At 54.2% G+C, this 22,419-nt stretch carries 19 protein-coding genes and 2 pseudogenes; 12 read left to right on the forward strand and 9 right to left on the reverse strand.

The window, feature by feature from the left end; genetic code table 11:
• Positions 1 to 34 precede the first annotated feature (34 nt).
• The 3 genes from JMJ16_RS48215 to JMJ16_RS48225 all read right to left on the reverse strand — a co-directional run bounded on the left by JMJ16_RS48215 (position 35) and on the right by JMJ16_RS48225 (position 3,800).
• A complete protein-coding gene (locus JMJ16_RS48215) occupies positions 35 to 1,258 on the reverse strand; it encodes a macrolide family glycosyltransferase (protein WP_201393281.1) in 1,224 nt (407 codons plus the stop codon).
• 44 nt (positions 1,259 to 1,302) lie between these two features.
• A complete protein-coding gene (locus JMJ16_RS48220) occupies positions 1,303 to 2,532 on the reverse strand; it encodes an NAD(P)/FAD-dependent oxidoreductase (RefSeq protein WP_201393283.1) in 1,230 nt (409 codons plus the stop codon).
• A 278-nt stretch (positions 2,533 to 2,810) separates the two neighbouring features.
• Positions 2,811 to 3,800 carry a phosphotransferase family protein gene (locus JMJ16_RS48225; RefSeq protein WP_201393285.1) on the reverse strand — a complete coding sequence of 330 codons (990 nt, stop codon included), beginning with the start codon at positions 3,798 to 3,800 and terminating at the stop codon, positions 2,811 to 2,813.
• A 250-nt stretch (positions 3,801 to 4,050) separates the two neighbouring features.
• Between JMJ16_RS48225 and JMJ16_RS55310 the strand changes: the two genes are divergently transcribed.
• The 3 genes and pseudogenes from JMJ16_RS55310 (at position 4,051) to JMJ16_RS48240 (ending at position 7,341) form a co-directional block, all read left to right on the forward strand.
• A complete protein-coding gene (locus JMJ16_RS55310; protein WP_236602048.1) occupies positions 4,051 to 4,410 on the forward strand; it encodes a hypothetical protein in 360 nt (119 codons plus the stop codon).
• 383 nt (positions 4,411 to 4,793) lie between these two features.
• A pseudogene (locus JMJ16_RS48235) lies at positions 4,794 to 6,083 on the forward strand (transposase).
• Positions 6,084 to 6,432: 349 nt separating this feature from the next.
• Entirely contained in the window at positions 6,433 to 7,341 is a 909-nt protein-coding gene (locus JMJ16_RS48240; protein ID WP_201393287.1) for an LLM class F420-dependent oxidoreductase, read from the forward strand.
• Between the two features lie 119 nt (positions 7,342 to 7,460).
• Here JMJ16_RS48240 and JMJ16_RS48245 read toward each other — a convergent pair whose 3' ends face one another.
• Entirely contained in the window at positions 7,461 to 8,219 is a 759-nt protein-coding gene (locus JMJ16_RS48245) for an SDR family NAD(P)-dependent oxidoreductase (RefSeq protein WP_201393289.1), read from the reverse strand.
• Positions 8,220 to 8,442: 223 nt separating this feature from the next.
• Between JMJ16_RS48245 and JMJ16_RS48250 the strand changes: the two genes are divergently transcribed.
• The 4 genes from JMJ16_RS48250 to JMJ16_RS48265 all read left to right on the forward strand — a co-directional run bounded on the left by JMJ16_RS48250 (position 8,443) and on the right by JMJ16_RS48265 (position 12,017).
• A complete protein-coding gene (locus JMJ16_RS48250) occupies positions 8,443 to 9,480 on the forward strand; it encodes a LacI family DNA-binding transcriptional regulator (protein ID WP_201393291.1) in 1,038 nt (345 codons plus the stop codon).
• 122 nt (positions 9,481 to 9,602) lie between these two features.
• Positions 9,603 to 10,919, forward strand: a complete 1,317-nt coding sequence (gene melA, locus JMJ16_RS48255) for an alpha-galactosidase (protein ID WP_236602049.1) — start codon at positions 9,603 to 9,605, stop codon at positions 10,917 to 10,919.
• Positions 10,920 to 11,259: 340 nt separating this feature from the next.
• Entirely contained in the window at positions 11,260 to 11,691 is a 432-nt protein-coding gene (locus JMJ16_RS48260; protein WP_201393294.1) for a DUF1622 domain-containing protein, read from the forward strand.
• Positions 11,688 to 12,017 (forward strand): DUF1622 domain-containing protein, encoded by a 330-nt coding sequence (locus JMJ16_RS48265; protein ID WP_201393296.1) that lies wholly within the window; start codon positions 11,688 to 11,690, stop codon positions 12,015 to 12,017. Before JMJ16_RS48260 ends, JMJ16_RS48265 begins: the two co-directional genes overlap by 4 nt.
• On the opposite strand, the gene JMJ16_RS48270 is transcribed toward JMJ16_RS48265, so the two are convergent.
• Positions 12,005 to 13,369, reverse strand: coding sequence for a cytochrome P450 (locus JMJ16_RS48270; RefSeq protein WP_201393298.1), 1,365 nt, complete (start codon positions 13,367 to 13,369; stop codon positions 12,005 to 12,007). The two genes, JMJ16_RS48265 and JMJ16_RS48270, sit on opposite strands and share 13 nt — an antisense overlap.
• 172 nt (positions 13,370 to 13,541) lie before the next feature.
• Here JMJ16_RS48270 and JMJ16_RS48275 point away from each other — a divergent pair, with 172 nt between their 5' ends.
• Complete coding sequence (locus tag JMJ16_RS48275; RefSeq protein ID WP_201393300.1) at positions 13,542 to 14,162, forward strand: TetR/AcrR family transcriptional regulator; 621 nt, start codon at positions 13,542 to 13,544, stop codon at positions 14,160 to 14,162.
• A gap of 49 nt (positions 14,163 to 14,211) precedes the next feature.
• Here the strand turns inward: JMJ16_RS48275 and JMJ16_RS48280 are convergent, their stop codons facing one another.
• From JMJ16_RS48280 to JMJ16_RS48290, 3 genes are all read right to left on the reverse strand, one after another.
• Complete coding sequence (locus JMJ16_RS48280) at positions 14,212 to 15,192, reverse strand: CHAP domain-containing protein (protein WP_201393302.1); 981 nt, start codon at positions 15,190 to 15,192, stop codon at positions 14,212 to 14,214.
• 255 nt (positions 15,193 to 15,447) lie between these two features.
• Entirely contained in the window at positions 15,448 to 16,332 is an 885-nt protein-coding gene (locus JMJ16_RS48285) for a nucleoside hydrolase (protein ID WP_201393304.1), read from the reverse strand.
• Positions 16,333 to 16,467: 135 nt separating this feature from the next.
• Positions 16,468 to 17,361 carry an aldo/keto reductase gene (locus tag JMJ16_RS48290; RefSeq protein WP_201393306.1) on the reverse strand — a complete coding sequence of 298 codons (894 nt, stop codon included), beginning with the start codon at positions 17,359 to 17,361 and terminating at the stop codon, positions 16,468 to 16,470.
• Between the two features lie 283 nt (positions 17,362 to 17,644).
• Here JMJ16_RS48290 and JMJ16_RS48295 point away from each other — a divergent pair.
• The 4 genes and pseudogenes from JMJ16_RS48295 to JMJ16_RS48310 form a co-directional block, all read left to right on the forward strand.
• A pseudogene (locus JMJ16_RS48295) lies at positions 17,645 to 19,494 on the forward strand (alpha-galactosidase); the annotation flags it as partial.
• Positions 19,495 to 19,638: 144 nt separating this feature from the next.
• Positions 19,639 to 19,863, forward strand: a complete 225-nt coding sequence (locus JMJ16_RS55315; RefSeq protein WP_236601068.1) for a GH36 C-terminal domain-containing protein — start codon at positions 19,639 to 19,641, stop codon at positions 19,861 to 19,863.
• A gap of 171 nt (positions 19,864 to 20,034) precedes the next feature.
• Positions 20,035 to 20,967, forward strand: coding sequence for an AraC family transcriptional regulator (locus JMJ16_RS48305; protein WP_201393312.1), 933 nt, complete (start codon positions 20,035 to 20,037; stop codon positions 20,965 to 20,967).
• Between the two features lie 140 nt (positions 20,968 to 21,107).
• Positions 21,108 to 21,542: a VOC family protein gene (locus tag JMJ16_RS48310; RefSeq protein ID WP_201393314.1), complete on the forward strand. Its 435-nt coding sequence runs from the start codon at positions 21,108 to 21,110 to the stop codon at positions 21,540 to 21,542.
• 258 nt (positions 21,543 to 21,800) lie between these two features.
• On the opposite strand, the gene JMJ16_RS48315 is transcribed toward JMJ16_RS48310, so the two are convergent.
• Positions 21,801 to 22,148: a hypothetical protein gene (locus JMJ16_RS48315; protein WP_007920962.1), complete on the reverse strand. Its 348-nt coding sequence runs from the start codon at positions 22,146 to 22,148 to the stop codon at positions 21,801 to 21,803.
• Positions 22,149 to 22,419: the final 271 nt, after the last annotated feature.

Raw genomic sequence — 22,419 nt, forward strand, 5'->3', positions numbered from 1 at the left:
GCAGTATGTCGAAAGTCATGGTCTCAAAAGTTTGTTAGGGAATGTTCCTTGCACGTTTAAAGGCCAGAATCTCAGTTATGGCTCTTTGCACGCCTCCTGCCTGGCGAAGCGATTCTCCTATAGATGTGGCTGCTCTTGTGAAGCTGGGATTAGCTAGAATTTCTTCGACGTTGCGGTGTAAGCTCTCGGGTGTGACCTGGGCATTGGTAAGCATCGTGCCAGCTCCCAGTTCAGCGACACGTGCCGCGTTCCATGGCTGGTCCATACTTTGGGGGATAACTACCATCGGCACATGATAATACAACGCCTCGCTAATACTGTTCATGCCACCGTGGGTAATAAATAGCGCACTCCGTAGGAGTACATCGAGTTGTGGCACAAATTTCTCCACAATGATATTAGAAGGCAGTGGTTCTAATGAGGCAGGATCAAGGTTATGACCAGTGGCCATGACTATTTGCCAGGGGCTCTCAGCTAAAGCCTCGAGGCATGTGTGAAAGAAGGCGGCACGGTCACTGTACATGGTTCCTAGCGAAATATAGATGAGTGGCTGCCTGCTTAGCCTTGTGAAAGGGAATAGGGGAGCCTGAGAGCGTGATGTAATGAGGGGCCCAACGAATTTAAAGTGGCCTTCGTCGAAGGAGTCTGCGTCGAGTTGAAATGCTCTGGAGGTATAGACAAGGGTCAGGTCTCCATAATTGTGGAATATGGCAAAAATGTCTTGAGGAGGCTTGAGGTGATAGCGTTCGCATAGGATAGTGAGTAGGATCAGGCATCGCTGAAGATATTCATATTCTCTGGACGGCGCCTGCGTGATGTTCTCATGAATGGAAGCGAGTATTTCGTTCAGGATACGTTGATTGGCCGCCATGGTTGAAAGCGAGGAGATGGCTGGTAGATGTAAAAGTTGTGCCAGGAAGTTGCCCCAGAGGCAGCACGCGTCATAAATGAGGTAATCTGGGCAAGAGGCTTGTATCTCTGCTTGCAAGTGCGCCAGCACCCAGAGACTTGTCTCCAAAAGCGTTTCAACTGCTAGCAAGGGATGATGTTCAAACTTATACTGATTGTGTACCAGGTCGAGTGGAAAAGTTTTGCCATAAGAACGGTATATCGCTCCAGTCTGCTCAATTGCTGCTTGAAACTCATCACTTGTATAGTAGATGACCTGTTCACCATGATGGACCAGTTCAGTAACGAGTGGAAGAGTAGGATTGATATGTCCCTGCGCAGGCAAATTTAAAAATACTACGGTTGCCATTTTTCATTTCCTCCCGTGAGGACACTGGTGTGCTTGCTTTGACGCTAGCTGACTACTTCAGGCCTGCTCAATTTCGTTTGTGTCCCGGTAAGAAGAGCCTGGATGTGTTCGGGTGCGAAGAAGGTTGCAGCAGGAATAGTGCCTTCCAGGACTGCAAAGAAGAGCTGAGTTGCTTCTGGATTTCCCTGTAGTGCCTCCTGTATCTGTTGTATTTCGGGTGTGAGATTCAGGGTTGCAAGTTGAACGGTTAGCTCATAGAGGGGAAGGGCCTCCCTGTTGCGTTGCTGCTCATACTCAGCTAAAGCCCCTTCTAGAGGTTGTTGACCTGTATAACTGCTCTCAATGGCCTGGGCTAGCCGTTCCGCGTCCGCGAAGGCATCGGCTATGCCATGCCCAAGAAGTGGATCTTTATGATAGCCAGCATCTCCCAATAATGCCCAGCCCGGGCCATAGGGCTTTCTAAAGAAGTTGGCCGTGTTGCCAGTACCCATAAAGCGTTGTTCTTGTTTTCCTTGATGGACGCAGTCCGCAAAAGCTGGAGCAAGCGCAAGTGCTTCAAGAAAGTGGCTCTCAATCGAGGCACGCACTTTGGGGAAATGGCGACGTGGCCAGGTGACACTTATGAGCGCAAGCCCATCATGTGTGGGAAAGGACAAAAATACGCACTGCGGGCGCGAGTGGAGAGAGGTGGCATCGGCCTCTATCCCACTCCAGTAAGCATAATAGATACATGTCAACGCTGGATATCTATGATAGATTGGTGCCTCAACCACGCGTGCAATCAGGGAGTGTAGCCCGTCGGCACCGATGACAAGCCTGGCCTTCTCGGTCACAGGTGTGCCTGTTGTTGTGCGACCCTTTATGCCGGTGATATGGGTTCCATTTCTCGTCACGTCCTGAACTCTAAACGCCTCTCGTAGCTCAGCACCTGCCTCAAACGCCTTTTGGGCTAACAATGTGTCAAGAATGTATCTACGAGGAGCAAGGCCAAAGTTAATGCCCTCTAGAGGCAGAACCGTCGAAGAGAGGGTGAAGCGCCCCGTGTCGAGAGAGATTTCATGTACTGGAGGACAACCCGTAGCAAGTAGTGTATCCAAAACTCCCCAACGTTGAAGATAGACGAGTCCACGTGGATGAATAAAGTGGCTGGAAAGGGTGTCGCTAGGAAAACTGGCTTTATCGAGCAGCAAGACGCGATACCCTTTGCGTGCTAGCAGAAGGGCCAGAGATGATCCCGCGCAGCGAGCGCCAACAATGATTGCATCGTACACCATTTCCCACTCCTGCAACCTTTCTCACAAGCGGATCGAGCTCGGATTGCTATTGAATCAAACCGCTCAGATCAGGACAGTCTCATACGCCAATATATGGCAGATGTAGCTTAACACATTGATTCAATGACGCCAACGTTCACCGAAGATGACCCTGACGAACAACTTCTTAGAGCCTGTAAAAAAATGTGAAATAGCCACACCGAGCAATTCTTTTCGCTTCCGCTTACATGTTACAGGTCACTTGAGAAGTGGAACATTAGTGACTCGTCCTAGCAGTGTTAACGAGAATTGGCGAAATACTTCAAAGCACGTTCCATCTCAGTGATAAAGCCTTGGACTCCATGTGGGTTCTGACGCGCAGCATTCACCATGAGCATAATCAGCGCTTCTCGGAGCAAGACAAGGTGAAAAAGGGTGTCATAGCTCTCTGTAAATACCCCCTGGTTCCCGTATGAGGCTACAAGCTTGCTTGTTGGTACGAGTTTGCTGTAATACGCATCCCAGTTGACAAAATCGATGACTGGGTGGTTCCCGGAACAATCCTGCATGTCGATGACGCCGCTGATGTGATCGTCTTCTACGAGGATATGTTGCGGCCCAAAATCGCCATGCACGAGGACCGGCGTATGAAACTCGTACAATTCGCGATGCGTGTCCAACACCTCCAGGGAAGTCATGATCTTCTGTGCCGGGACATTCCAGAAGAGCGAAGCCGCCTCATATAGCTCAGCCTCTCGTTCATTTGCCATCAGCATGATTTCAGCAAAAGATGTTTGCTGGCCTTTTGTGTCAGGCTGGAGGTAGCCGAAGCCGTCGATTCTTACGCTATGCAACCTGCCGAGGATCTCCCCGATTTGGTTAATAGCCTTGCTCACGTCGCTCGTGATCTCTTCTTTGAGAAGGACGTCAAGTGGTTTGCCTGGAACCTTTTCTTCGATGCAGAACATGACGGTCATATCGTCATATTCTGCCTGCTCGATTAACAGCACGTGGGGGGTTGGTACACCGGCAAGACGTGCGGCATTCAGCGCCCAGTGTTCAGCCTCGAAACGATGATTCTCTTTGCGCGAAATTCTGACAATAAGCTGGTGATGGTTGACAGTTGTTACATCATAAACTTCGTTGTCCAGGCCAAGAACAACGCGGCTTGCTTGCGCAATGGCACTCCCTGTTGCCTGGCGTACGTATTTATTTATCAAGCCGGCCGGTGTATTCCATTGATTGTGCCTTGCCTGGAGCCAATCGTACAATGTAGGGGTGTCTGCCATTTTCTCATCCTAACAAAAAAGAAACAACACACATAACATATCAAACACTGTTTCTCTTGCCTACTATGTGGGTTTGTCCCTCCGAGAGGAAGTGTACCTGAGAGTATTGAAACATACAAGTTTCTCTCGCATATCTTGGTTCTCCCCACGGATGCGCAACGAACTGGCAGCAAGCTAGCAGTGGAACGAGGAAGAGACCTTTTCATGAGAAAACAACAAAACACGCTCTGATGAGAAGGTCTCTTTGGGTATGATACCGAACGCGAGCATAGAAGTTCAAACCACACCTCGGGATCGCCCTTCTATCCCTGCATGGTTCGCCGAAGTCGTCATGCTGTCCCAGCACCTTACCACGAAAGGACTCCTAGAAGCCTTTGCGCATCACATCCAATTCGTACGTGGACGCTTCGGCAGCTATGAACCGATTGATTTTCTCGCGCTCCTGTTCGGGTATGCAATGAGTGGAGAACGAACGTTATTGGCTGGAATAACGACCATACAGACGATTGGCACAAGTATGTGGGTGTATCAGTTTTCCAAGGCCGAGCAGGAGCCCTTAAAGGTAAATATGCAGGGAAGAACCAAGCCGAGGCCAAGAACCTCTTATTAGTCCGACCAGGAATTACAGTCTGTTTCATTCTCCAACACTGCGGCACTTCCAGACGTTCAACATATCCGCTTCGTGTTCATTACCTACTGAGAGGCTTCTTTATTGCTTTGGCAGATGTAGAGCCATTGTTACCAGGGTGAAGCAAGAGAAAGAAAGGCGAGAGGCACAAAACAAAGTAATGGCAACCATGAATCAGACTTGGAAACAGTTTTCACTAGAGATAGAAGCAGAGTTAAAAGAACTTGTGTTCTTTCTGATCTTCTGCTAGAATAGGCGTATCAGCATGGATATACAGGTGTGAGAGGAAGAAAATGCCAATGCAACCATGAGAGCATAAGAAGAAGAGAAAGCAGCAGGAGAAGCGCCCTGCGACCCCCACCTTTCTGCTCGAACTGCCCCTGGTCGTCGATGCAGGGCAAGCCTCCCGCTTGCGTGCCCATCTGGAAGCCGCTCGCCAGCTCTACAATGCCATCCTCTCCCAGGGGCAACAGCGCCTGCGCTGCATGCGGGCTGATCCTGCCTGGCACATGGCTCGTAGCATTCCTCGCACCCAGAAAGCCGAACGAGCCGCCGCCTTCTCCACCTTGCGCAAGACCTATGGCTTCACGGAAGCGGCCTTGCACGAAGCTGTCAAAGGCTTGCGCGTGGGCTGGATTGCCGAGCATATCGAGGCGGTGCTGGCGTAAACGCTGGTCACCCGTGCCTATCGTGCACTCAACCGCGTCTGCCTGGGTAAGGCCACACGCGTGCGTTTCAAAAGCCGAGGACGCGGCTTCTCCAGCATCGAGAACAAGCGCAACGATACCAGCCTGCGCTTTGTCCTGCAACCACCCGAAGCCGGAAACGCAGGCTTTCTCCTCTGGAACGGAGACCAGGTGCCCACCCTCATCGACTGGAAGGATGAGGTGGTGACCCATGGCCTCAAGCACCGCATCAAGTACGCTCGCCTCATCCAACGTCCCACCAGTAGCCCTAGAGCCGCCGGAACTGATGCACAGGGCTATCGCTACGTGGTCCAATTGGCACTGGAAGGCAAGCCCCACCACAAACCCAAGCACATGGTTGGCACGGGTACCGTTGGAGGGGATCTGGGGCCCTCGGCCTTGGCGCTCGTTCCCCAGGAAGGAGAGGCGAGCCTGGAGGTGTTCTGTGCGGATCTCGCTCCCGATGCCAGGGCCATTCGCCGCTTGCAGCGGCAGATGGATCGGCAGAGGCGAGCGGCCAATCCTGAGCATTACGACGAAAAGGGGCGCATCAAGAAACAGGGTCGAAAGAAGCTGCGATGGAAGCAGAGTAAGCGCTATCAGGTCACGCGACGGCACAAGGCCACCAAAGAGCGCAAGCTGGCAGCCTACCGCAAGAGTCTGCATGGTCGCAAGGTGCATCAAGTGGTCGCGCTGGGCAGCACCATCATCATCGAAAAGAATTCCTATTTCTCGTGTGCCCGATACCAGGGGTATTGGGAAGGTGCGCAAGCGCGCCTGATGGCAGCACACGAGCGCACCGCACAACGCGCGAAAGAAGGGCAGGCTCTGCCCCGAAGCTTTGGCATTTCCAGAGCTGGAGCGCGTCTGCCCGAAAGTCCAGGGGAACCACCACTAGAGCCAGCCTTTCGGCTTCGGCATGCAAGACTGGAAGCGTGGAACGAACCTCTGGAACCCCCACCGCTGTAGCACGGGGAGCTCTCAGGTTAGGCGTTTCATTATAGTAGATGATGAGAGCTTGCCTGTAGAAATAGACAGGTATGCAGGCATCCCATTTTCCCAGTTTAATGCTGTTGATTTTGCCAGTGTGTTTTGCCTGCGCACCGATTATAGTTATATTATGGCAATTCATATGGCTATGTGCTGAGAGTGTGTAGCCTGCCTGGGGTATCTTGTCTGGCTGAGGAGATATACGCTGCCTGCTACGAACACAGCAGGCAGCGTATATCTCCTCAATCGCGCAGAGCGCCGCAGGTGCTTTAGATTTCTCACTATGAAGAATCTAGAGTGTTACACATAAAACTAAGGAGAAGATAACATGCGCCTGGGTTTACAGGTTCCTAATTTTACATGGCCCAATGGGCAGAATGAGCTTGGTGCGACCTTTGGTCAGATCGCGGAGCGCGCTGACGCGGCGGGCCTCTATAGTTTCTGGGTCATGGACCACTTTTTCCAGATTGGTTTCGTTGGCCCGGCAGAGAACGAAATGCTGGAAGGTTGGAGCGCTCTGGCCTTCGCGGCTGGACGCACCAAGCGGATCAAGCTTGGAACGATGGTGACTGGTGTCACCTACAGGTATCCCGGCATTCTGGTGAAGACTGCGACGACCCTGGATGTCCTCTCTCAGGGACGAGCCTATTTAGGCATTGGCGCGGCCTGGAATGAAGAGGAGCACCTGGGATTGGGCGTTCCCTTCCCACCGTTAAAGGAGCGTTTTGAGCGCCTGGAAGAGACGTTGCAGATCGCGCACCAGATGTGGACGGGCGATCAAAGGCCATTTGAAGGCAAATATAATCAACTTACGCGTCCGCTGAACTCACCGCAGTCAGTGCAGAAGCCACATCCACCCATTTTGATTGGCGGAACCGGCGAGAAGAAGACCCTGCGCATGATCGCCCAATACGGCGATGCCTGCAATTTCTTCGCGCGTATGGGGGATGAGGCGCTCAAGCATAAGCTGAATGTGCTGCGCGAGCATTGTGCCAACCTCAAGCGCCCCTATGAGCAGATTGAGAAGACAACGCTCGACCAGATGGTGCTCACTAAAGATGGACGCGATGGCACATTGAGTCCACAGGCCGCCATCGACCAATTTGGCAAACTGGCCGAGTTGGGCATTGACCACGCCATTTTCAGCCTGGGCAATGTTCATGAGCCCGAGACCTTCGAGATCCTGGCGAACGATATCGTTCCCGTTGTCGACAAGATTCAGGTCGCAGGCCGGTAATCGTTGCCTCTGGTCTTTGCCTTATTAGGAATGCATAGGGTAATGGCTAGACCCTCCGTCCTTTTGAGAAAGAAAAGGATGAAGGGTCTAGCCATTTTAGAGGTCTCAGAAGTGAGATGTCAGCGAAGTGTCGCCCCACCATCGACGCTGATGACTTGTCCATTGATCCAGGCACCGTCATCGGAGAAGAGGAAGGTTACCATGGCCGCGATATCCGCAGGTTCACCGAGGCGAGTGCTTCTGGTTAAGTTAATCGCATAAGCCTTAAATTCGTCTGGTATTGTGTCCCGCGTTTTTTCTGTCAGAACGAGACCAGGTGCGACAGCATTGGCACGAATGCCCTCCTTACCCCAGCGAGAAGCAACATGGCGCATAAGCGCATTAATTCCGCTTTTACTCACACCGTAAGAGACACGCTCTGGCTCTCCAATATATGCAGCGGCTGATGTCGTATAGACGATAGCTCCTCTGCGTTTGAGCAATTCTGGTAGGGCATGACGGGTACAGAGCACGTAACCACGGAGGTTGACTGCAAGTGTGCGGTCAAAAATTTCAAGGGGCACTGTCAGAACATCAGTATCTAGATAAATTTGCGAGAAATCTGCTGCGTTTGCGTGCATTAAGTCCAGACCACCATAGGTGTCAATGGCGACCTTCACGAGTGAGCCGACAGACGCATCATCGCTCATATCGAATTGAACACTGATAGCGCGTCCGCCATTTTCCTGGATACGAGTGGCAATTGCCTGCGCTGCCCCTCCATCCAGGTCGCCAACTACCACAGTTGCACCCTCTTCCGCAAGTCTGATAGCCGTTGCAGCACCAATGCCGCCACCCCCTCCTGCTACCACAGCAACTTTGTTGTTAAGCCCTCGCATTTTTAACTCCTTCTGTGAAATAGGAAATACCAGTATCTAAAACAATTAATAATATATATTAACATATAATAAAGCGTGTTGAAGGCGGAAAAGTAGGCGCTGACGGGGGGCTTTGAGAAGCTCGCTAAAAGATGTTCCGATACCTTGACAAGCAAGCTTCTCAAAGTGCATAATTGCTATATATCTATGCACACGTGTGCGCAATTAGTAGGAGGAGTTGAGCATGGTGACCAGTGAGGAGGTCGCGCGCCTGGCTGGTGTATCGCGAACAACGGTCTCACGCGTGCTCAGTGGGTCGGGTCGTATCAGTGAAGAGGTGCGCCAGCGCGTGTTAGAGGCTGCGGCCTCGTTGGGCTACGAACCAAACGTGGTGGCGCAGAGTATGGTGCGCCAGCGCTCACGTACGATTGCGTTAGGTCTGTTTCACGTAGAAGAAGGGCTTTCGTTCTCGCGCCTGGGCGAAACCAAGCACTACTTCTACCTCGATGTACTGAAGTATATCGAAGAGGAAGCGGCGAACGCCGGTTATGACCTGCTTCAGCCCTCGCGTCCGCTGGGGCGTACTCCGGAGAGCTATGTGCGTGCGCTGCAAACACGGCAGGTTGCGGGTGCAGTTATGCTAGCGCTTAGCTCCACGGACCCGCGTATTCCAGCCCTGGTTCAAGCTCACATCCCAACGGTGTTTATCGATGCTGTGGGTCAGGGACCAGGCGCGACCTATGTAAAGGGTGATCATGTCAGCGGAGCGCGCCAGGTGACAGAACACTTGCTTGCGTTGGGCCATAAGCGTGTGGCCTTCTTTGTTGGTCCGTCGAGCAATATGTTTGGTATGGAGCGCCTCTTTGGTGCGCAACAGGCTCTTGCCTCAGCGGGCCACAGCCTCGATCCTGGCCTGGTACGCCAGTCGGGCTGGAACATGCAGCAAGCCTACGAAGCGGCAGCACAGCTGCTCTCTGAGCGGCGTGACTTTACCGCGATAATCGCGGGGAGTGATCTGATGGCCATTGGGATCTTGCGAGCGCTGCGTGAGTGGGGCTTGCATGTGCCAGAAGACGTCTCCCTGAGCGGTTTTGATGACCTGGAGCTTGCGTCCTACACTGATCCTGGCTTGACGACGGTGCGCCAGGACCGCGTCGCGATGGGGCGCGGCGCGATTCAATTGCTGTTGCGCCTGATTCAGGGCGAGCAGCATCTTGCTCCGCTCATCCTGCCAACCCAGCTCATTGCGCGCCAATCGACGGGTCCGGCCCTGTCAGTCTAGGCTCTCTTTTTTAGTGATTTGCGCACACGTGTGCGCTTTAACGGAGTGGGGAGGCCGCTCTTGTACAGGTGGGGACAATGAATGTTCACTACGCTTTCCCAAGGAAGGAGATGGCAATAATTATGCCTATACGTTCACCAAAGATTACTTTTATTGGCGCGGGCAGTGCCGTTTTTGCGCGCCAGTTGATAACAGATGTTCTTCATATTGAGGGACTGGACGAGGGTGTGATTGCGCTGGTTGATATCGATGCTACGCGCTTGCAACTGGCTCACAATATCGCAGAGAAACTGGTGGCACATAGTGGCAAGCACTGGCGTGTGCAGAGCTCTACCGAGCGGCGCGAAATGCTGCCCGGCAGCCATTTTATCGTCAATACAATTGAAGTGGCAGGTCTGGCGAATGTACGCCATGACTTCGATATTCCCATGAAGTATGGGATCAACCAGTGCATTGGCGATACCATCGGACCCGGCGGCATCTTCAAAGCGTTGCGCACTGGTCCTGCCTGGTTGGATATTCTGCAGGACGCGGAAGAGCTGTGTCCCGAGGCCTGGGTATTGAACTATACCAATCCAATGTCGATCCTGACCTACGCGGCTCTCAAAGGCACCTCCATGCGTACAGTGGGCCTCTGCCATAGCGTACAGGGAAGCTCCAAACAGCTCGCGAACTATCTGGACGTGCCATATGAGGACCTGGAATGGAAGTGTGCGGGCATCAACCATAATGCCTGGTTTACCGAGCTGCGTTACCAGGGGAAGGATGCTTATCCATTGCTGCTGGAGCGCATTCAACAGAGCGAGATCTATGAGAAGGATCCCGTGCGCTTCGAGATGACGCGCTACTTTGGCGCCTTTGTCACGGAGAGCAGCGGTCATTTCTCTGAGTATGTGCCCTACTTCCGCAAGCGGCCAGAGCTGATTGAGCGCTATGGCCGCGCGGGCTATCTGGGCGAGACCGGCTTCTATGCCAACAACTGGCCTGAGTGGCGGCGTAAGAACGATGAAAGCATTCAGAAGATGCTTGATGGTAGCGCCGAGCTACCTTTCCATCGCAGTCATGAATATGGCTCATACATCATTGAGGGTGTGACATTGAATCGGCCCCAGGTGATCTATGGAAACGTGCGCAATACGGGTCTCATTGATAACCTGCCGGATGGTAGTGTTGAGGTCGCGTGTCTCGTCGACCGCAATGGTGTCCAGCCCACCCACTTTGGTGCACTGCCAGAGCAGCTCGCGGCTCTGAACCGCAGCCACATGGCCGTTCACTCCTTAATGTGTGAGGCCCTGCTCAGCAAGAACAAGGAGGCGGCCCGCTATGCGCTGATGCTCGATCCACTGAGCGCCGCTGTCTGCTCGCCTGCTGAGTTGAGCGAGCTCTTTGATGAGATGTGGGAGGCAGAGAGAGAGTACCTTCAGCCCTTCGAAAAATAGATGAGATGTAAAAAAAGGCGTGTGGCTGGTTCGCATCGCGAACCAGCCACACGCTTTCTTATATTGGCAATGAGCCTTTCTTCTTTCTGGAATCGACCTTCCAGCCTCTATACCTTGATGCTGATGAGCTGAATTGCCCTGGGGCTGCTCCCCTTTATCCTGGCCTACCAGATCTGGAACTACTGGGCCTTCCGTCATCGTGTAAGTCATAGCGACCTGGTGATCGCACATTAAATATCGAAGAGTTGGTCCTGGGTTCCTGGCTTTGGCTAAACGGAGCCCAGGAGCGTAGCAGCCAGGCCTGGGCTGACTTGCTTATTGTAGAATGTAGTGTTTGTGTATGGAAGAACTGTTTAAAATCTGGACGGGGTATCTTGCTTCAGGCGTTGAGGCCATCGCTGGCCTCCTTGTTGCCTTTGCCGCTCTACAAGCCACCTTTCATGCCCTGCGCCTGGTTTTACACAAACCAGGCCAGCAGATAGGAGTTCAGGAGCCATACACAGAGTATATTCGCCTGGGATTGGGCCGCTGGCTGGCGCTGGCGCTGGAGTTTGAATTGGGTGCTGATATTCTGCGTACCGCCATTGCCCCTTCCTGGACCGAAATTGGTCAGCTCGCCGCCATCGCGACGATACGTACGCTCCTGAACTACTTCTTACAGCAGGAAATAGATCGAGCGGCGCAACGCTATCCGCAAGCACCGGGGCACCGCCCGCCAACTCATATACAGCCGCCAGTGCCGCTCCAAACGGAGGTGAGAAAGCCCCAATGAACCTGACCCATCTTGTAACGTTTAGCCTCTGGGCAGCTATGATTGAATTTATTGGCGCTTTGCTCATCATCGCGTATCTGCTTAAGAGTCTTGTGGTTCTCTTCAAGACCGGGCAGGTGACCGTAGCGCGGCTGATAGTGGCCGATGGTATCATTACTGGCTTAAGTTTTAAGCTGGCTGGAACGCTGCTCAAAACTATTGAGCTACGGTCATGGAGACAGATAGCCATGTTCGCAGCAATTTTTGCGCTACGGACAGTGCTCAAACGCTGGTTCGCGTGGGAACGCAGCCATCTGCAACAGTACCTGCAACCTCATAACCTGTAATTTACCATCTGCTCCTGGATACTGGTCGGATTGAGCGTCACGCGCATGCCATGCTTTGGGCGGAGGGTGACGCGTGGCAGCAGTTCGATGGGGTGGTCTGGCACAGGTTCGGGCGTGTAGCGTTGCAGGATCGTGGCCAGCAAGAGTTTGGTCTCCATCTGCGCGAAGGGCATGCCGATACAGATGCGTGGTCCCAGGCCGAAGGGGAAGTAGGCGCCACGTGGCACCTTCTCACCCTGGATAGGGTCCCAGCGCTCGGGTCGGAACTCCTGGGGATCGTGCCAGATCTCCGCGTCGTTATGGGTGACCCACTGGCTCAAGAGGACGATAGTCCCTGCAGGCAGGTGGTAGTCTCCGAGCGTGAAGTCGCGGATGGCGCGTCGTCCCATGCGCCAGACGGGAGGTAGCACGCGCCAGGACTCGTTCATGACCCATTCCAGGTAAGGGAGGCGTGCCAGGTCGGCGACGGTTGGGGTGTGTCCAGCGAGTACCGTGTGGAGTTCCAGCAGGAGCTTCTGGCGAATCTCTGGGTGTTGAGCCAGGAGATAGAATGTCCAGCAGAGGCTATTCTGGGTCGTCTCATGGCCTGCGGCCACCAGTGTCATCACCTGGTCATGGACCTGGGAATCGCTCATGCCCTGGCCCTCCTCCTGGGCAGTGAGCAGCATATCGAGGATGTCTCCCCTATCGCCACCCGTTGCGCGCCGCTGCTGAATAAGCCCGTACACAAAGTCGTCCAATGCCTTCTTGCCGCGATTGAAGTCGCGTGTCTGGGCTGAGAAGCGTGAGAGCACGCGTGGCCTGCCCAGACTCTGAGGCGGACGCCCAATAACCGCTGTAAAGGCCTCGCTGAGCTGATTGGCCTGGGAGAGCTCTTCAACACTGAAAAGGGTGTGCACGATGATACGCAGGGTCAGGTGCTGCATGGCGGAGGCCAGCTCAAGCTCCTGTCCCGGTTGCCAGGTCTCGAGCATCTGCTCGGTATAGCGCACCATCACATCGGCATATTGATCGATGCGCTGGCGATGAAAGGCTGGCTGGACCAGGCGACGCTGCTGGCGATGGATCTCGCCCTCAGTCGTCAGCAAGCCCTCGCCCAGGACCTCGCGCATATTGCTGCGTTGCTGGCTTTGGAGCGAAGTAAAGTCGCGTGGATGTTCTGTCAGGCAGTAGAGCACATGCTCTGGCGCATAGGCGCAGACGACAGGTGTGCCAGCCAGGGAGAGGCGCACAAGGTGCCCATGCTGCGCACGCGTAGAGCGCATAAAAGCGAGTGGATTGCGTTGAAGCTGAGGGGCATTGCCCACGAGAGGAAGCCCCCTGGGGCCTGGAAGCGCATTGAACTGCTGCATAAGAATAATCCTCTTCTCCTTGCCTATAACGTAGACAAGCTACCCATATCTGGTCTACAATAGGAGCGCTAAAATATGAGTAGAAGCTCACTTCTTCTCCCTTAAGAATATGAGCATTTACTCATATTGTCAAGAGGTATGCAGGAAGCGTTAATAGGAGGCAGAGTCTCACGTGGCTAAGGAACTCTCTCTGCGTCGTATGCCCCAGCAGGCGCGGGGGCAGCGCCGAATCGATAAGTTGCTAGACGCGGCGGAACAGGTATTTTCAGAGAAAGGGTATGGGGATGCGACGACGAACCTGATAGCCGCACGGGCGCAGACGTCAATTGGCTCGCTCTACCAGTTTTTTCCCAATAAAGAGGCCATCTTGCGCGCGATTGTGGCACGTTATGTCGAGGAGTTGCGGGCCTTCTTCGCACAAACGCTCTCGGTGGATGCGGATAAGCTACCACTCGCAAGTTTTCTCGATCACCTGATTCAGGGTCTGGCGAAGCTGCGGGAGGCGCACGCTGGTTTTCGCCCGCTCTTCTTTGGATCGCAGTCTTTCTCTGACGTTGAGCAGGCGACTCAGGAGCTGCGCCAGGAGGTCATTGAGCGTATTGTGGCCCTGCTTGCGGTGCGCGCACCCCAATTGGATGAGGAGCAGTGCCTGCGTTGCGCCCATGTCTGCGTCGCTATTTTCCAGGCCTTGATGGCCCTGGCTATGGCAGTTGAAGGGGAGGAGCGTGTGCGCCTGCTTGAGGAGTTGAAGGCGGTGCTCCTGGCCTATTTGATGCCCCTGGTCCATGCATAAAAAAAGAGGTGAGAGTCGAGCTCCTACACCTCTTTTTAGGAGATAATGGTTAGTTAGTAATAAAGGCGATGCCGGGATAGCCAGGATAGGAGAAGTCCCAGTAGGAGAGCACGCCAAAGCCACCTCCGCCCATATACCAGTTATAGTTGCTGGTATGGACCGTTCCATTGGAGTTAATCGATTCAACGATGGCTACGTGTCCGTAGCCGCCCGCGCCCTGTACACCTGGTTGGAGCACAACGATTGCGCCCACTGTTGGTTGCGCAGAGACTTTCCAGCCGTAGCTCTGGGCCTGCCCCAGCCATTCCCAGGCATTGCCAAGCCAGGGTACCCATATGCCATGCAGCTGGTGGAAGCGATAGGCCGCCCAGTAGGTACACTGTCCCTGGAAGAAACGATTGCCCGAGCCGCCGAGGGCGGGCCCAGGGTTGACACCGACATAGGCCTGATTGCCGGCATCAAAGCCATCCTGCGTCACCGCGGTCGCGGTTGCGGCCTGTTGTGCTAGGAGTGTGGAATTATCGTTTTTCGTATCGTAGAGGCCGCTACTCGAAAGAATGGTGGTGAGGCCAGTCTTTCCATTGGCGAACCCCAGGGGAATGGTGGCGAGCAATGTTCCAGCCAGAATGACGAGCAGGAGCGAGGCCACCGCGATCTGAATGACCATCCTGCGTCCCTGGGGTGGACGGGGAATCCCACCCTTAATCCCAGCCGGTTTGATGACCACAGGCTCGCGCTGAACTGTCATTTTGTTGTCACTGGCATTAGTCTCTCTGTATGTTGGCACCAGTTGACGGGTGGCTTTGGGCTGCTCGGGCGAAGGAAATAACGGGTTTACCCCTGGGTCAGTGACGGGATTGAAGCGTTGAGGATTGGTCCCGGAACCTGTTGTATTTGGGAACATTCCATGCTCAGAAATAGGATTATGAGAGAAGCTGGCGGATTCTGAAGGGAATTGGCCCATACTCTCTGGGAGAGGTGTGTGGCCCTGGCCTCCCGGCTTGTTTGGGTTGAGATCCATCATCGGCATGCCATAAGTCCTTTAATTTCATGAAATTTTTTGCAAATAATTTGGTGGAGTTGGTCAATGTAGATATATGAGATCAGCGCACTGTATCCTTATGCCTCAATGTACTTGAGAACCCTTATATTGGTCAAGTTCTATATAATAGAATAGGAAGATCAGGCTGTTAGAGGGAAGAATATGTACTGCGCAAGGGGCATCTTCAGCAATAGGATGATGGTGTTGGTGGGTTGCCTATGGCAACCCACCAACACCATCATCCTATTGAAAGACGTGGAAGTAGTGTTCAAGAAAGCGTTCGGCATTGACGGAGAGGGCTACCTCGTGGCGCGCGCGAACGCCACCGGGCTGCCAGTAGGTCTGCCCGGATTTAGCCTCATCCTTAATCTCGACCGAGACAGTGCCAGGTGAGAAGGTGCAGAGCGCGCTCTCAAAAATGGTTGCCGCCGCCAGGGGATCGTGGAAAGTCACCATATCGGCGCGCTCGAACCAGACCTCCGCGAAGTCCAGGACCGGGCGTAGCAGGGGATGTGTGCAGCGCTGGCGGAACTCCGAGGCCGCCATACGGACCTGCATCGTCACATCTAGGCCAATAGAGCGATGGATGGGCGCAGCTGCGCGATAGACGATTTCAGCCGCATAGGGATCATTGAGGGCGTTCCATTCGCGTCCAGATGGAGCGAACTGTCCGCACATCAGCACCAGGCCCTTGAGAAGTTGAGGGATATCGGGATAGGTCGCAAAGAGCAGAGCGATATTAGTCATTGGACCAATGCCGAGCAGAACAACCTCGCCCGGATGAGAGCGAATGGTTTGCTCCATAAAGGTGATCGCCTCGCCCTGGGGGAAGTCGTGCGTGTGTGCCCAGCGGTCGAGCGTGGCTGCCTGCGGGGACAGCGGTTGTTGAATGGGGGTGAGGAGGGGCTGTTCCACGCCAGGATAGATGGGAATATCCTGGCCCGCAATGGTGCAGAGGGCGCTTGCCATCTTCGCGCGCTTCTCTGCCTCACCAGTCACGGTAGTGATGCCCAGGAGATCGCACCTGGGCTGAGCCAGTAGATAGGCCAGGCAGACAGCATCATCAATGTCGCTGCCAATATCGGTATCAAGCAGAATTTTTATGCTCGTAGAAGGCTGTGAAGTCATTGCGGCGCGAAGGCCTCCTCGCTGTGAATAGTATGTGTCCTGGTATAGAGAGGACACAAGCTATTGTAAGCCATGCTCAGCCTTTTGCCAAGTGAGCCCTCTGCAATCCTTCTTTATCTAACCATCAATCCCTCCCTAACCTGTCTGACTTTGCGCCTGGTTTTGCCACTCGCGCTTCCCTTGCTTGTCGAGGGCCTTGAACTCATCGTCGCTAAGGGTGACGCTCGTCGCGACCACATTCTCCTCCAGGTGCTTGACTCGGCTGGTACCGGGAATCGGCAATGCCACCGGGCTGCGTTTGAGGATCCATGCGAGTGCGACTCCGCTGGGCGTGGTATTGTGCTTGTGGGCGATCTCGTCGAGCAGCGAGCCGGGCTGCGCCAGGTTGCCCGATGCCAGTGGAAACCAGGGGATAAAGCCGATATTGGTGCGCGTGCAGTAATCAAGGACCTCCTCGCTCTGGCGGTTCACCAGGTTGTACAGGTTCTGTACGGTGACGACCTGGAAGAACTTCTGAGCAGCCTGAATCTCCTCCGTATTGACCTCACTAAGACCTGCATGCCGGATCAGACCTTCTTGCTGCATCTGCTTGATCACATCGAACTGTTCATCGCGTGGGACCTTGGGATCGATCCGGTGGAGCTGCCATAGATCGATGCGCTCGATACCCAGGCGCCTCATGCTCATCAGCACACACTGGCGCAGATATTCGGGACGCCCAAGCGGGAGCCAGATATCCGGTCCATGCCGGGTTAGACCGCCTTTGGTCGCGATCACGAGACCTTTGTAAGGATAGAGCGCCTCATGAATCAGGTTCTCGCTGACCTCGGGACCGTAGCTATCTGCCGTATCGATAAAGTTTATGCCCAGCTCGGGAATCCGTTTCAGTGTGCGGAGGGCTTCTTCACGGTCAGCGGGCTCACCCCAGATGCCTTCTCCTGTGATACGCATGGCGCCATATCCCAGGCGATTGACAGTAAGGTCTCCACCAATTGCGAACTGCCCGCTGGCTGCTGCATTACTACTCATAGCTTGTATTCTTTCATTTTTTCAAAATGGACCTTCTACAAGCGCAGGTATGTATGATTGGCACAATCGTTCGTGATCCTAGCGATCCTATAAATCTACCGGTGATTACACGCTTTATAGAAACATAATGTCTCAATAAAGAATGGGCCTTGTATTGATGGGAAGCTCGTCAAGCGCCCCAGCACTCCAATATCCGTGATATACTGAGGTCCCAGGCCTTATTCCATTCGCCAACCACCGGCATCTGGTTCGATAAAAAAGCAAATGAGGAAGACGATATAGCATGCTAGAGCAATCAGCCACATCATGGCACCAGAAGACACCTGGCGCTTCAGATATTTTAACGACCGGTATTCACCAACAACCAACGCAGCGGAGCTGGCTGCTGGTGACGGAGAATAGTACATACGCGCTGGGGGTTACAGAGGAGGAGTATGTGCTCAATCTCTACTGGGGGGCGCGCCTCGCCTTCTTCTCCGATATCCCCGCAGCATCTATGCCGCCTGACAGATCATCGCAGGATGTCAGTCTGGCGCTCGCACCTGAAGAATATCCCGCGTTTGGTGGGCTACGCTTTGGCGAACTGGCCGCGAAGATCACTTTCGCTGACCAGACACGCGATGCTGACCTCCGCTTTCATGATGCCGAGATTGGTGAGCAAGACGGTTTGCCTGCATTGCGCATTCTCTTACAGGATGCGGTCTATCCTTTGCAGGTTGCTCTGCTGTACCAGGTAGATGTCGCGAACGATGTCATCATTCGTTCCGCGCGCTTTACCAATCAGAGCGCGGATCCCATTGTGCTTGAGCGCGTGTTCTCCGCAGTCTGGCATCTGCCACGCCAGGTCGTGCCACGTCGGCTGAGCACATTAGGGGGACATTGGGCAGGTGAGAGCCGCCTCCAGCAGCAGCAGGTTGTGACTGGTACGACGCTGCTGGAGTCGCGTAAAGGGGTAACGGGCTCGCATGCCTATCCCTGGTTCGCGCTGGATACCCAGGCCAATGAGCAGCAAGGAGAGGTCTACTTTGGTACGCTGGCCTGGAGTGGTAACTGGGCCTTGCGCATAGCAACAACGATCACTGGGGCCACCGCGATTGGGGGCGGCATTCACGAGCATGATTTTGCCTGGACACTGGCCGCGCAAACAAGTTTTACCACGCCCGATTTTGTAGCGGGCTTTACGCTTGATGGCATGAATGGAGTACGCCGTCGCCTGCATCGCTATGTTCGTGAGCAGGTTTTGCCGCAAAAGCAGGCTAGCCAGCCGCGTCCTGTGTTGTATAACTCCTGGGAGGCCACGACCTTCGATGTGACTGAAGAGGGACAACGCTTGCTGGCCGAACGTGCTGCAGGGCTGGGTGTGGAGCTCTTCGTCGTCGATGATGGCTGGTTCCCAGGGCGTGTGCATGATCGAGCTGGTCTGGGCGATTGGCGCGTCGATCCGCAGAAGTTTCCCCATGGTCTGCGTCCGCTTATCGAGCGCGTGAAGGCATTGGGCATGCAGTTTGGCTTGTGGGTAGAGCCGGAGATGGTGAACGCTGATAGCGACCTGTACCGCTTACACCCAGATTGGATCTATCATTTCCCGCAGCGCCCACGTAGCGAGGCGCGTAACCAGTTAGTCTTGAATGTGGGCCGCCAGGACGTGCAGGCGTACCTGCTCACGGTGCTGGATCAATTGCTCACCGAAAATGCGATAGATTTTATCAAGTGGGATATGAACCGTCCCCTTGCGGAGCCGGGTTGGCCTGAATACGTCGCGCAAGGCGGGGACGCGCGTGAGATATGGGTGCGCCATACACAGGGCATTTATGCTATTCTGGATGCCTTACGGGCTCGCCATCCAGAGCTAAGCATCGAGTCCTGTTCCTCGGGGGGGGGCGGGCCGACCTGGGCGTGCTCCGGCGTACAGACCAGGTCTGGACGAGCGATAATACACATCCTGACGCACGCCTCTTTATTCAAGAAGGCATCTCGCATATTCTGCCTGGTCGCGTGATGGGGGCCTGGGTGACTGATATGCCGCATGACCGCATGGTAAATGAGATCCCCGTACAGTACCGTTTTCATGTCGCCATGATGGGTGCGCTTGGGATCGGTGGTCACCTGCTGCATTGGAGCGATGATGACCTCGCGGAAGCTGCCCGCTGGATCGCCGTCTACAAATCGATTCGCCACCTGGTACAGGATGGCGATCAGTACTGGCTCCTTTCGCCGACGACCAGCAAAGGCGATCTTGCGGCGGTCACGAGTGTCGCGCCCGACGGCAGTGAAGCGGTGCTCTTTGCCTTCCGGCGCAGCAACCCTTTCTGGGAGCCACTCCCTTTCCTGCGCTTACAGGGCCTACAGCCAGCGACGCAGTATCGCGTGCGAGAGTTGGGCAATGCCTCTGCACCAGAGATCGTCCTCTCGGGGGCCGCGCTCATGGGGCGAGGACTGGAGCTGCCACTGCGTCGCGGTTCATACGCGAGCTGCCTCCTCCATATACGCGCTGAAGCCTGAGAGTAGTTGCTTAATTCCCACGCCCATGCAGGTGCGAAAGGAAATGCTTCTGAAGGGCAAACATATCTTTCACACCTGTATGGACGGCGAGCTTCTCGCGTAATCCACTCTTGCATGGACGGGGAAACTCTTAACTTAATGTGTATGGAGTAAAAGAAGTGAGGGACTACTTTGGCTGAAAAGTTTGCGGTTTCTCGGCGCACATCTCTACCAGCACATTCGGATGAGTCAACTCCTCCAATACTTTTTCTCTCTAGCGAGGAGATGGGTTGGGATGGACTGGTCGCGCGTGCATATCATGAGCCAATGCAGTTTGAGGGGTTTATTGAGTCTGACCCTGACATGCCCCATATTCCCCTGGTGCTGTTCGCTGGTGGGGCGATGTATATGGAGCGTCGCCCTGTGAATGGCTCCTGGAAGGGAGGGGTCATGCGTGCGGAAGATCTGATGCTGGCTCCCGATGGGAGCGTGCCCAGCGAGTTGCGCTGGAACGGCCTGACCTCCGAACCAACGCAGACCCTCCATCTCCATTTGAGTAAAGATCTGTTTGCGCGAACTGCGAAGGAGGTGGCTGACTATGATCCCGCCCGCCTGACGCTGATTGGGCGCTCAGGCTTCCAGGATCCCTTGCTGACACAAATTGGGTTTGCGCTGTGGCGAGAGCTGGAGCAGCCGGCCCCTGCGGGAAAACTCTATGCCCAAACCGCGGCCCAGATGCTCGCAGTACACCTTTTGCAGTATTATACATGCGCGCCAATACACATACAAGAGAGGTCACAGGGACTGACACGCCAGCAAGTGCAACGTGTGACCGACTTCATTCAGGCTCACCTTAGCCAGGATCTCACGCTGGAGGCCCTGGCCCAACAGGCTGGCTTCAGCTCCTACCATTTTGCCCGCTTATTCCGGCAGACCATAGGGGAGAGCCCACACCAATTTGTGCTGCGCCAGCGGGTTGAGAGAGCACAACACCTGCTCAAAAAGACTGATGACCCCCTTGCGCACATTGCATTAGAGAGTGGATTCGCCAACCAGAGCCATTTGACCCGGATCTTCAAGCGTTATCTCGGCCTCACTCCACGAGGCTTTCGGCAGCAGGAGTAAATCCGCGCATATTTGTACCAGGATGCGCAAGAATAGGCAAGATTCCCTTCTTCCTTTTGCTCTATCATAGAAGCACGAAGTTGATGATAAAGCGAGATGAACTCTCATGTCATTCATATGAAGCGAAAGGAATACGCATCATGGCACTTGAACTCTACATGCTCGGCCTAATCACCCAGGATATGAGCAAAGCACTGGAATTTTATCGGCGGCTTGGTCTGGCCATTCCCGAGGGGAGCGAAAAACAGACGCATGTTGGAGTTAAAATGGGAAGCGGGCTGACCTTCTTCCTGGACTCTAATCCTTCTCGTTGGGACCCCGGGTTTGTCAGCGGGGATGAGCAAGGACACCTGGAAGCAGCCGATAGCTACCGCTCCGTTCTGGAATTCTACCTGGAGACACAGGAAGCGGTGGATACAAAGTACGCCGAACTTACCGGTTTTGGCTACCAGGGCCGCCGTGCTCCCTACAAGACCTCCTTCGGGATGTACTTTGCACTGATCGACGACCCCGACGGAAACACCATCCTGCTCTCCGGTGATCTGGCAGCAAACGGGACCTCGGAAGAAGGTTGAGGATCATCCCAGCGGGATAGGCCAGTAGTTCTTCGCCTCCCCTGGCGGCCAGTTCGGCCACGTGGGCCTCTTCACCAAAGCCGGCGAACATGGAGATATCCATTGGTGAGGTAGGTTTAAGGATACAAGCCGTATCATGGCGTAAGGGGATAACCTGGTAAACAGAGGTCACAGGAGAGAACTATCTCGCCTGAGATAGCTCTCTCTTGTTATGACTATTAGCTGTGCCGCAATTGTGTAGGAGTGTAGGAGTGAGTGCTAGTGCTGTTGATCCAGACGACGCTGGATGGCGGAGCGCCTGCGATTGGCGAAGTAGCCTATATCAGCACAGCGCCGTTCAATGTCATGAATGGAAGAACTGGGGGAGAGCGCAAGCACCCACTTGTGTTCCTGTATCTCAAGAATTTCAAGTTGATTTTGTAGTTCAGCGCGGGGAATAACCTGTGTGCCAGCGAAGGAGCCATCCACCTCGACCATTGCTACGATAATCTGATTTCCTTCTGTCTCGCTACAGACATTGGCAATGGTTGCCGCATGTTGGCGAAGGACTTCGGTTGCCTGAACAGTTCTCTGCGCTCGTTCAATAGCCTGTACAGTCCAAGTCATGACGTTGCCTCTCTTTCCTTTCCGCATTCAGATAGCATCATGGAAGGTCAGCCTATCTGAATGAAGAATATCGGGACATTGGTCTTCTATGGGGAGTGTGTATAAGGAGGGCATATCCTCTCTAGCATAGGTGTTGTGCTATTATCAATCCACCATTTGCCACAAAACATGCGCTATGTAATTTGTAAGCTCGCTCTGGATGTTTAACCATCCTACTATAGCAGTGTAGCATGAAATAGCACAGAAATCGAGGTCGCGCAAGAATGTCTTC

It is taken from the genome of Ktedonobacter sp. SOSP1-52 (genome assembly GCF_016587395.1).

Excerpts from the sequence above, each read along its gene's own strand:
- JMJ16_RS48215 (WP_201393281.1), bottom strand. The coding sequence starts at position 1,258 with ATGGCAACCGTAGTATTTTTAAATTTGCCTGCGCAGGGACATATCAAT.
- JMJ16_RS48220 (WP_201393283.1), bottom strand. The coding sequence starts at position 2,532 with ATGGTGTACGATGCAATCATTGTTGGCGCTCGCTGCGCGGGATCATCT.
- JMJ16_RS48225 (WP_201393285.1), bottom strand. The coding sequence starts at position 3,800 with ATGGCAGACACCCCTACATTGTACGATTGGCTCCAGGCAAGGCACAAT.
- JMJ16_RS55310 (WP_236602048.1), top strand. The coding sequence starts at position 4,051 with ATGATACCGAACGCGAGCATAGAAGTTCAAACCACACCTCGGGATCGC.
- JMJ16_RS48240 (WP_201393287.1), top strand. The coding sequence starts at position 6,433 with ATGCGCCTGGGTTTACAGGTTCCTAATTTTACATGGCCCAATGGGCAG.
- JMJ16_RS48245 (WP_201393289.1), bottom strand. The coding sequence starts at position 8,219 with ATGCGAGGGCTTAACAACAAAGTTGCTGTGGTAGCAGGAGGGGGTGGC.
- JMJ16_RS48250 (WP_201393291.1), top strand. The coding sequence starts at position 8,443 with ATGGTGACCAGTGAGGAGGTCGCGCGCCTGGCTGGTGTATCGCGAACA.
- melA (WP_236602049.1), top strand. The coding sequence starts at position 9,603 with ATGCCTATACGTTCACCAAAGATTACTTTTATTGGCGCGGGCAGTGCC.
- JMJ16_RS48260 (WP_201393294.1), top strand. The coding sequence starts at position 11,260 with ATGGAAGAACTGTTTAAAATCTGGACGGGGTATCTTGCTTCAGGCGTT.
- JMJ16_RS48265 (WP_201393296.1), top strand. The coding sequence starts at position 11,688 with ATGAACCTGACCCATCTTGTAACGTTTAGCCTCTGGGCAGCTATGATT.
- JMJ16_RS48270 (WP_201393298.1), bottom strand. The coding sequence starts at position 13,369 with ATGCAGCAGTTCAATGCGCTTCCAGGCCCCAGGGGGCTTCCTCTCGTG.
- JMJ16_RS48280 (WP_201393302.1), bottom strand. The coding sequence starts at position 15,192 with ATGCCGATGATGGATCTCAACCCAAACAAGCCGGGAGGCCAGGGCCAC.
- JMJ16_RS48285 (WP_201393304.1), bottom strand. The coding sequence starts at position 16,332 with ATGACTTCACAGCCTTCTACGAGCATAAAAATTCTGCTTGATACCGAT.
- JMJ16_RS48290 (WP_201393306.1), bottom strand. The coding sequence starts at position 17,361 with ATGAGTAGTAATGCAGCAGCCAGCGGGCAGTTCGCAATTGGTGGAGAC.
- JMJ16_RS48310 (WP_201393314.1), top strand. The coding sequence starts at position 21,108 with ATGGCACTTGAACTCTACATGCTCGGCCTAATCACCCAGGATATGAGC.
- JMJ16_RS48315 (WP_007920962.1), bottom strand. The coding sequence starts at position 22,148 with ATGACTTGGACTGTACAGGCTATTGAACGAGCGCAGAGAACTGTTCAG.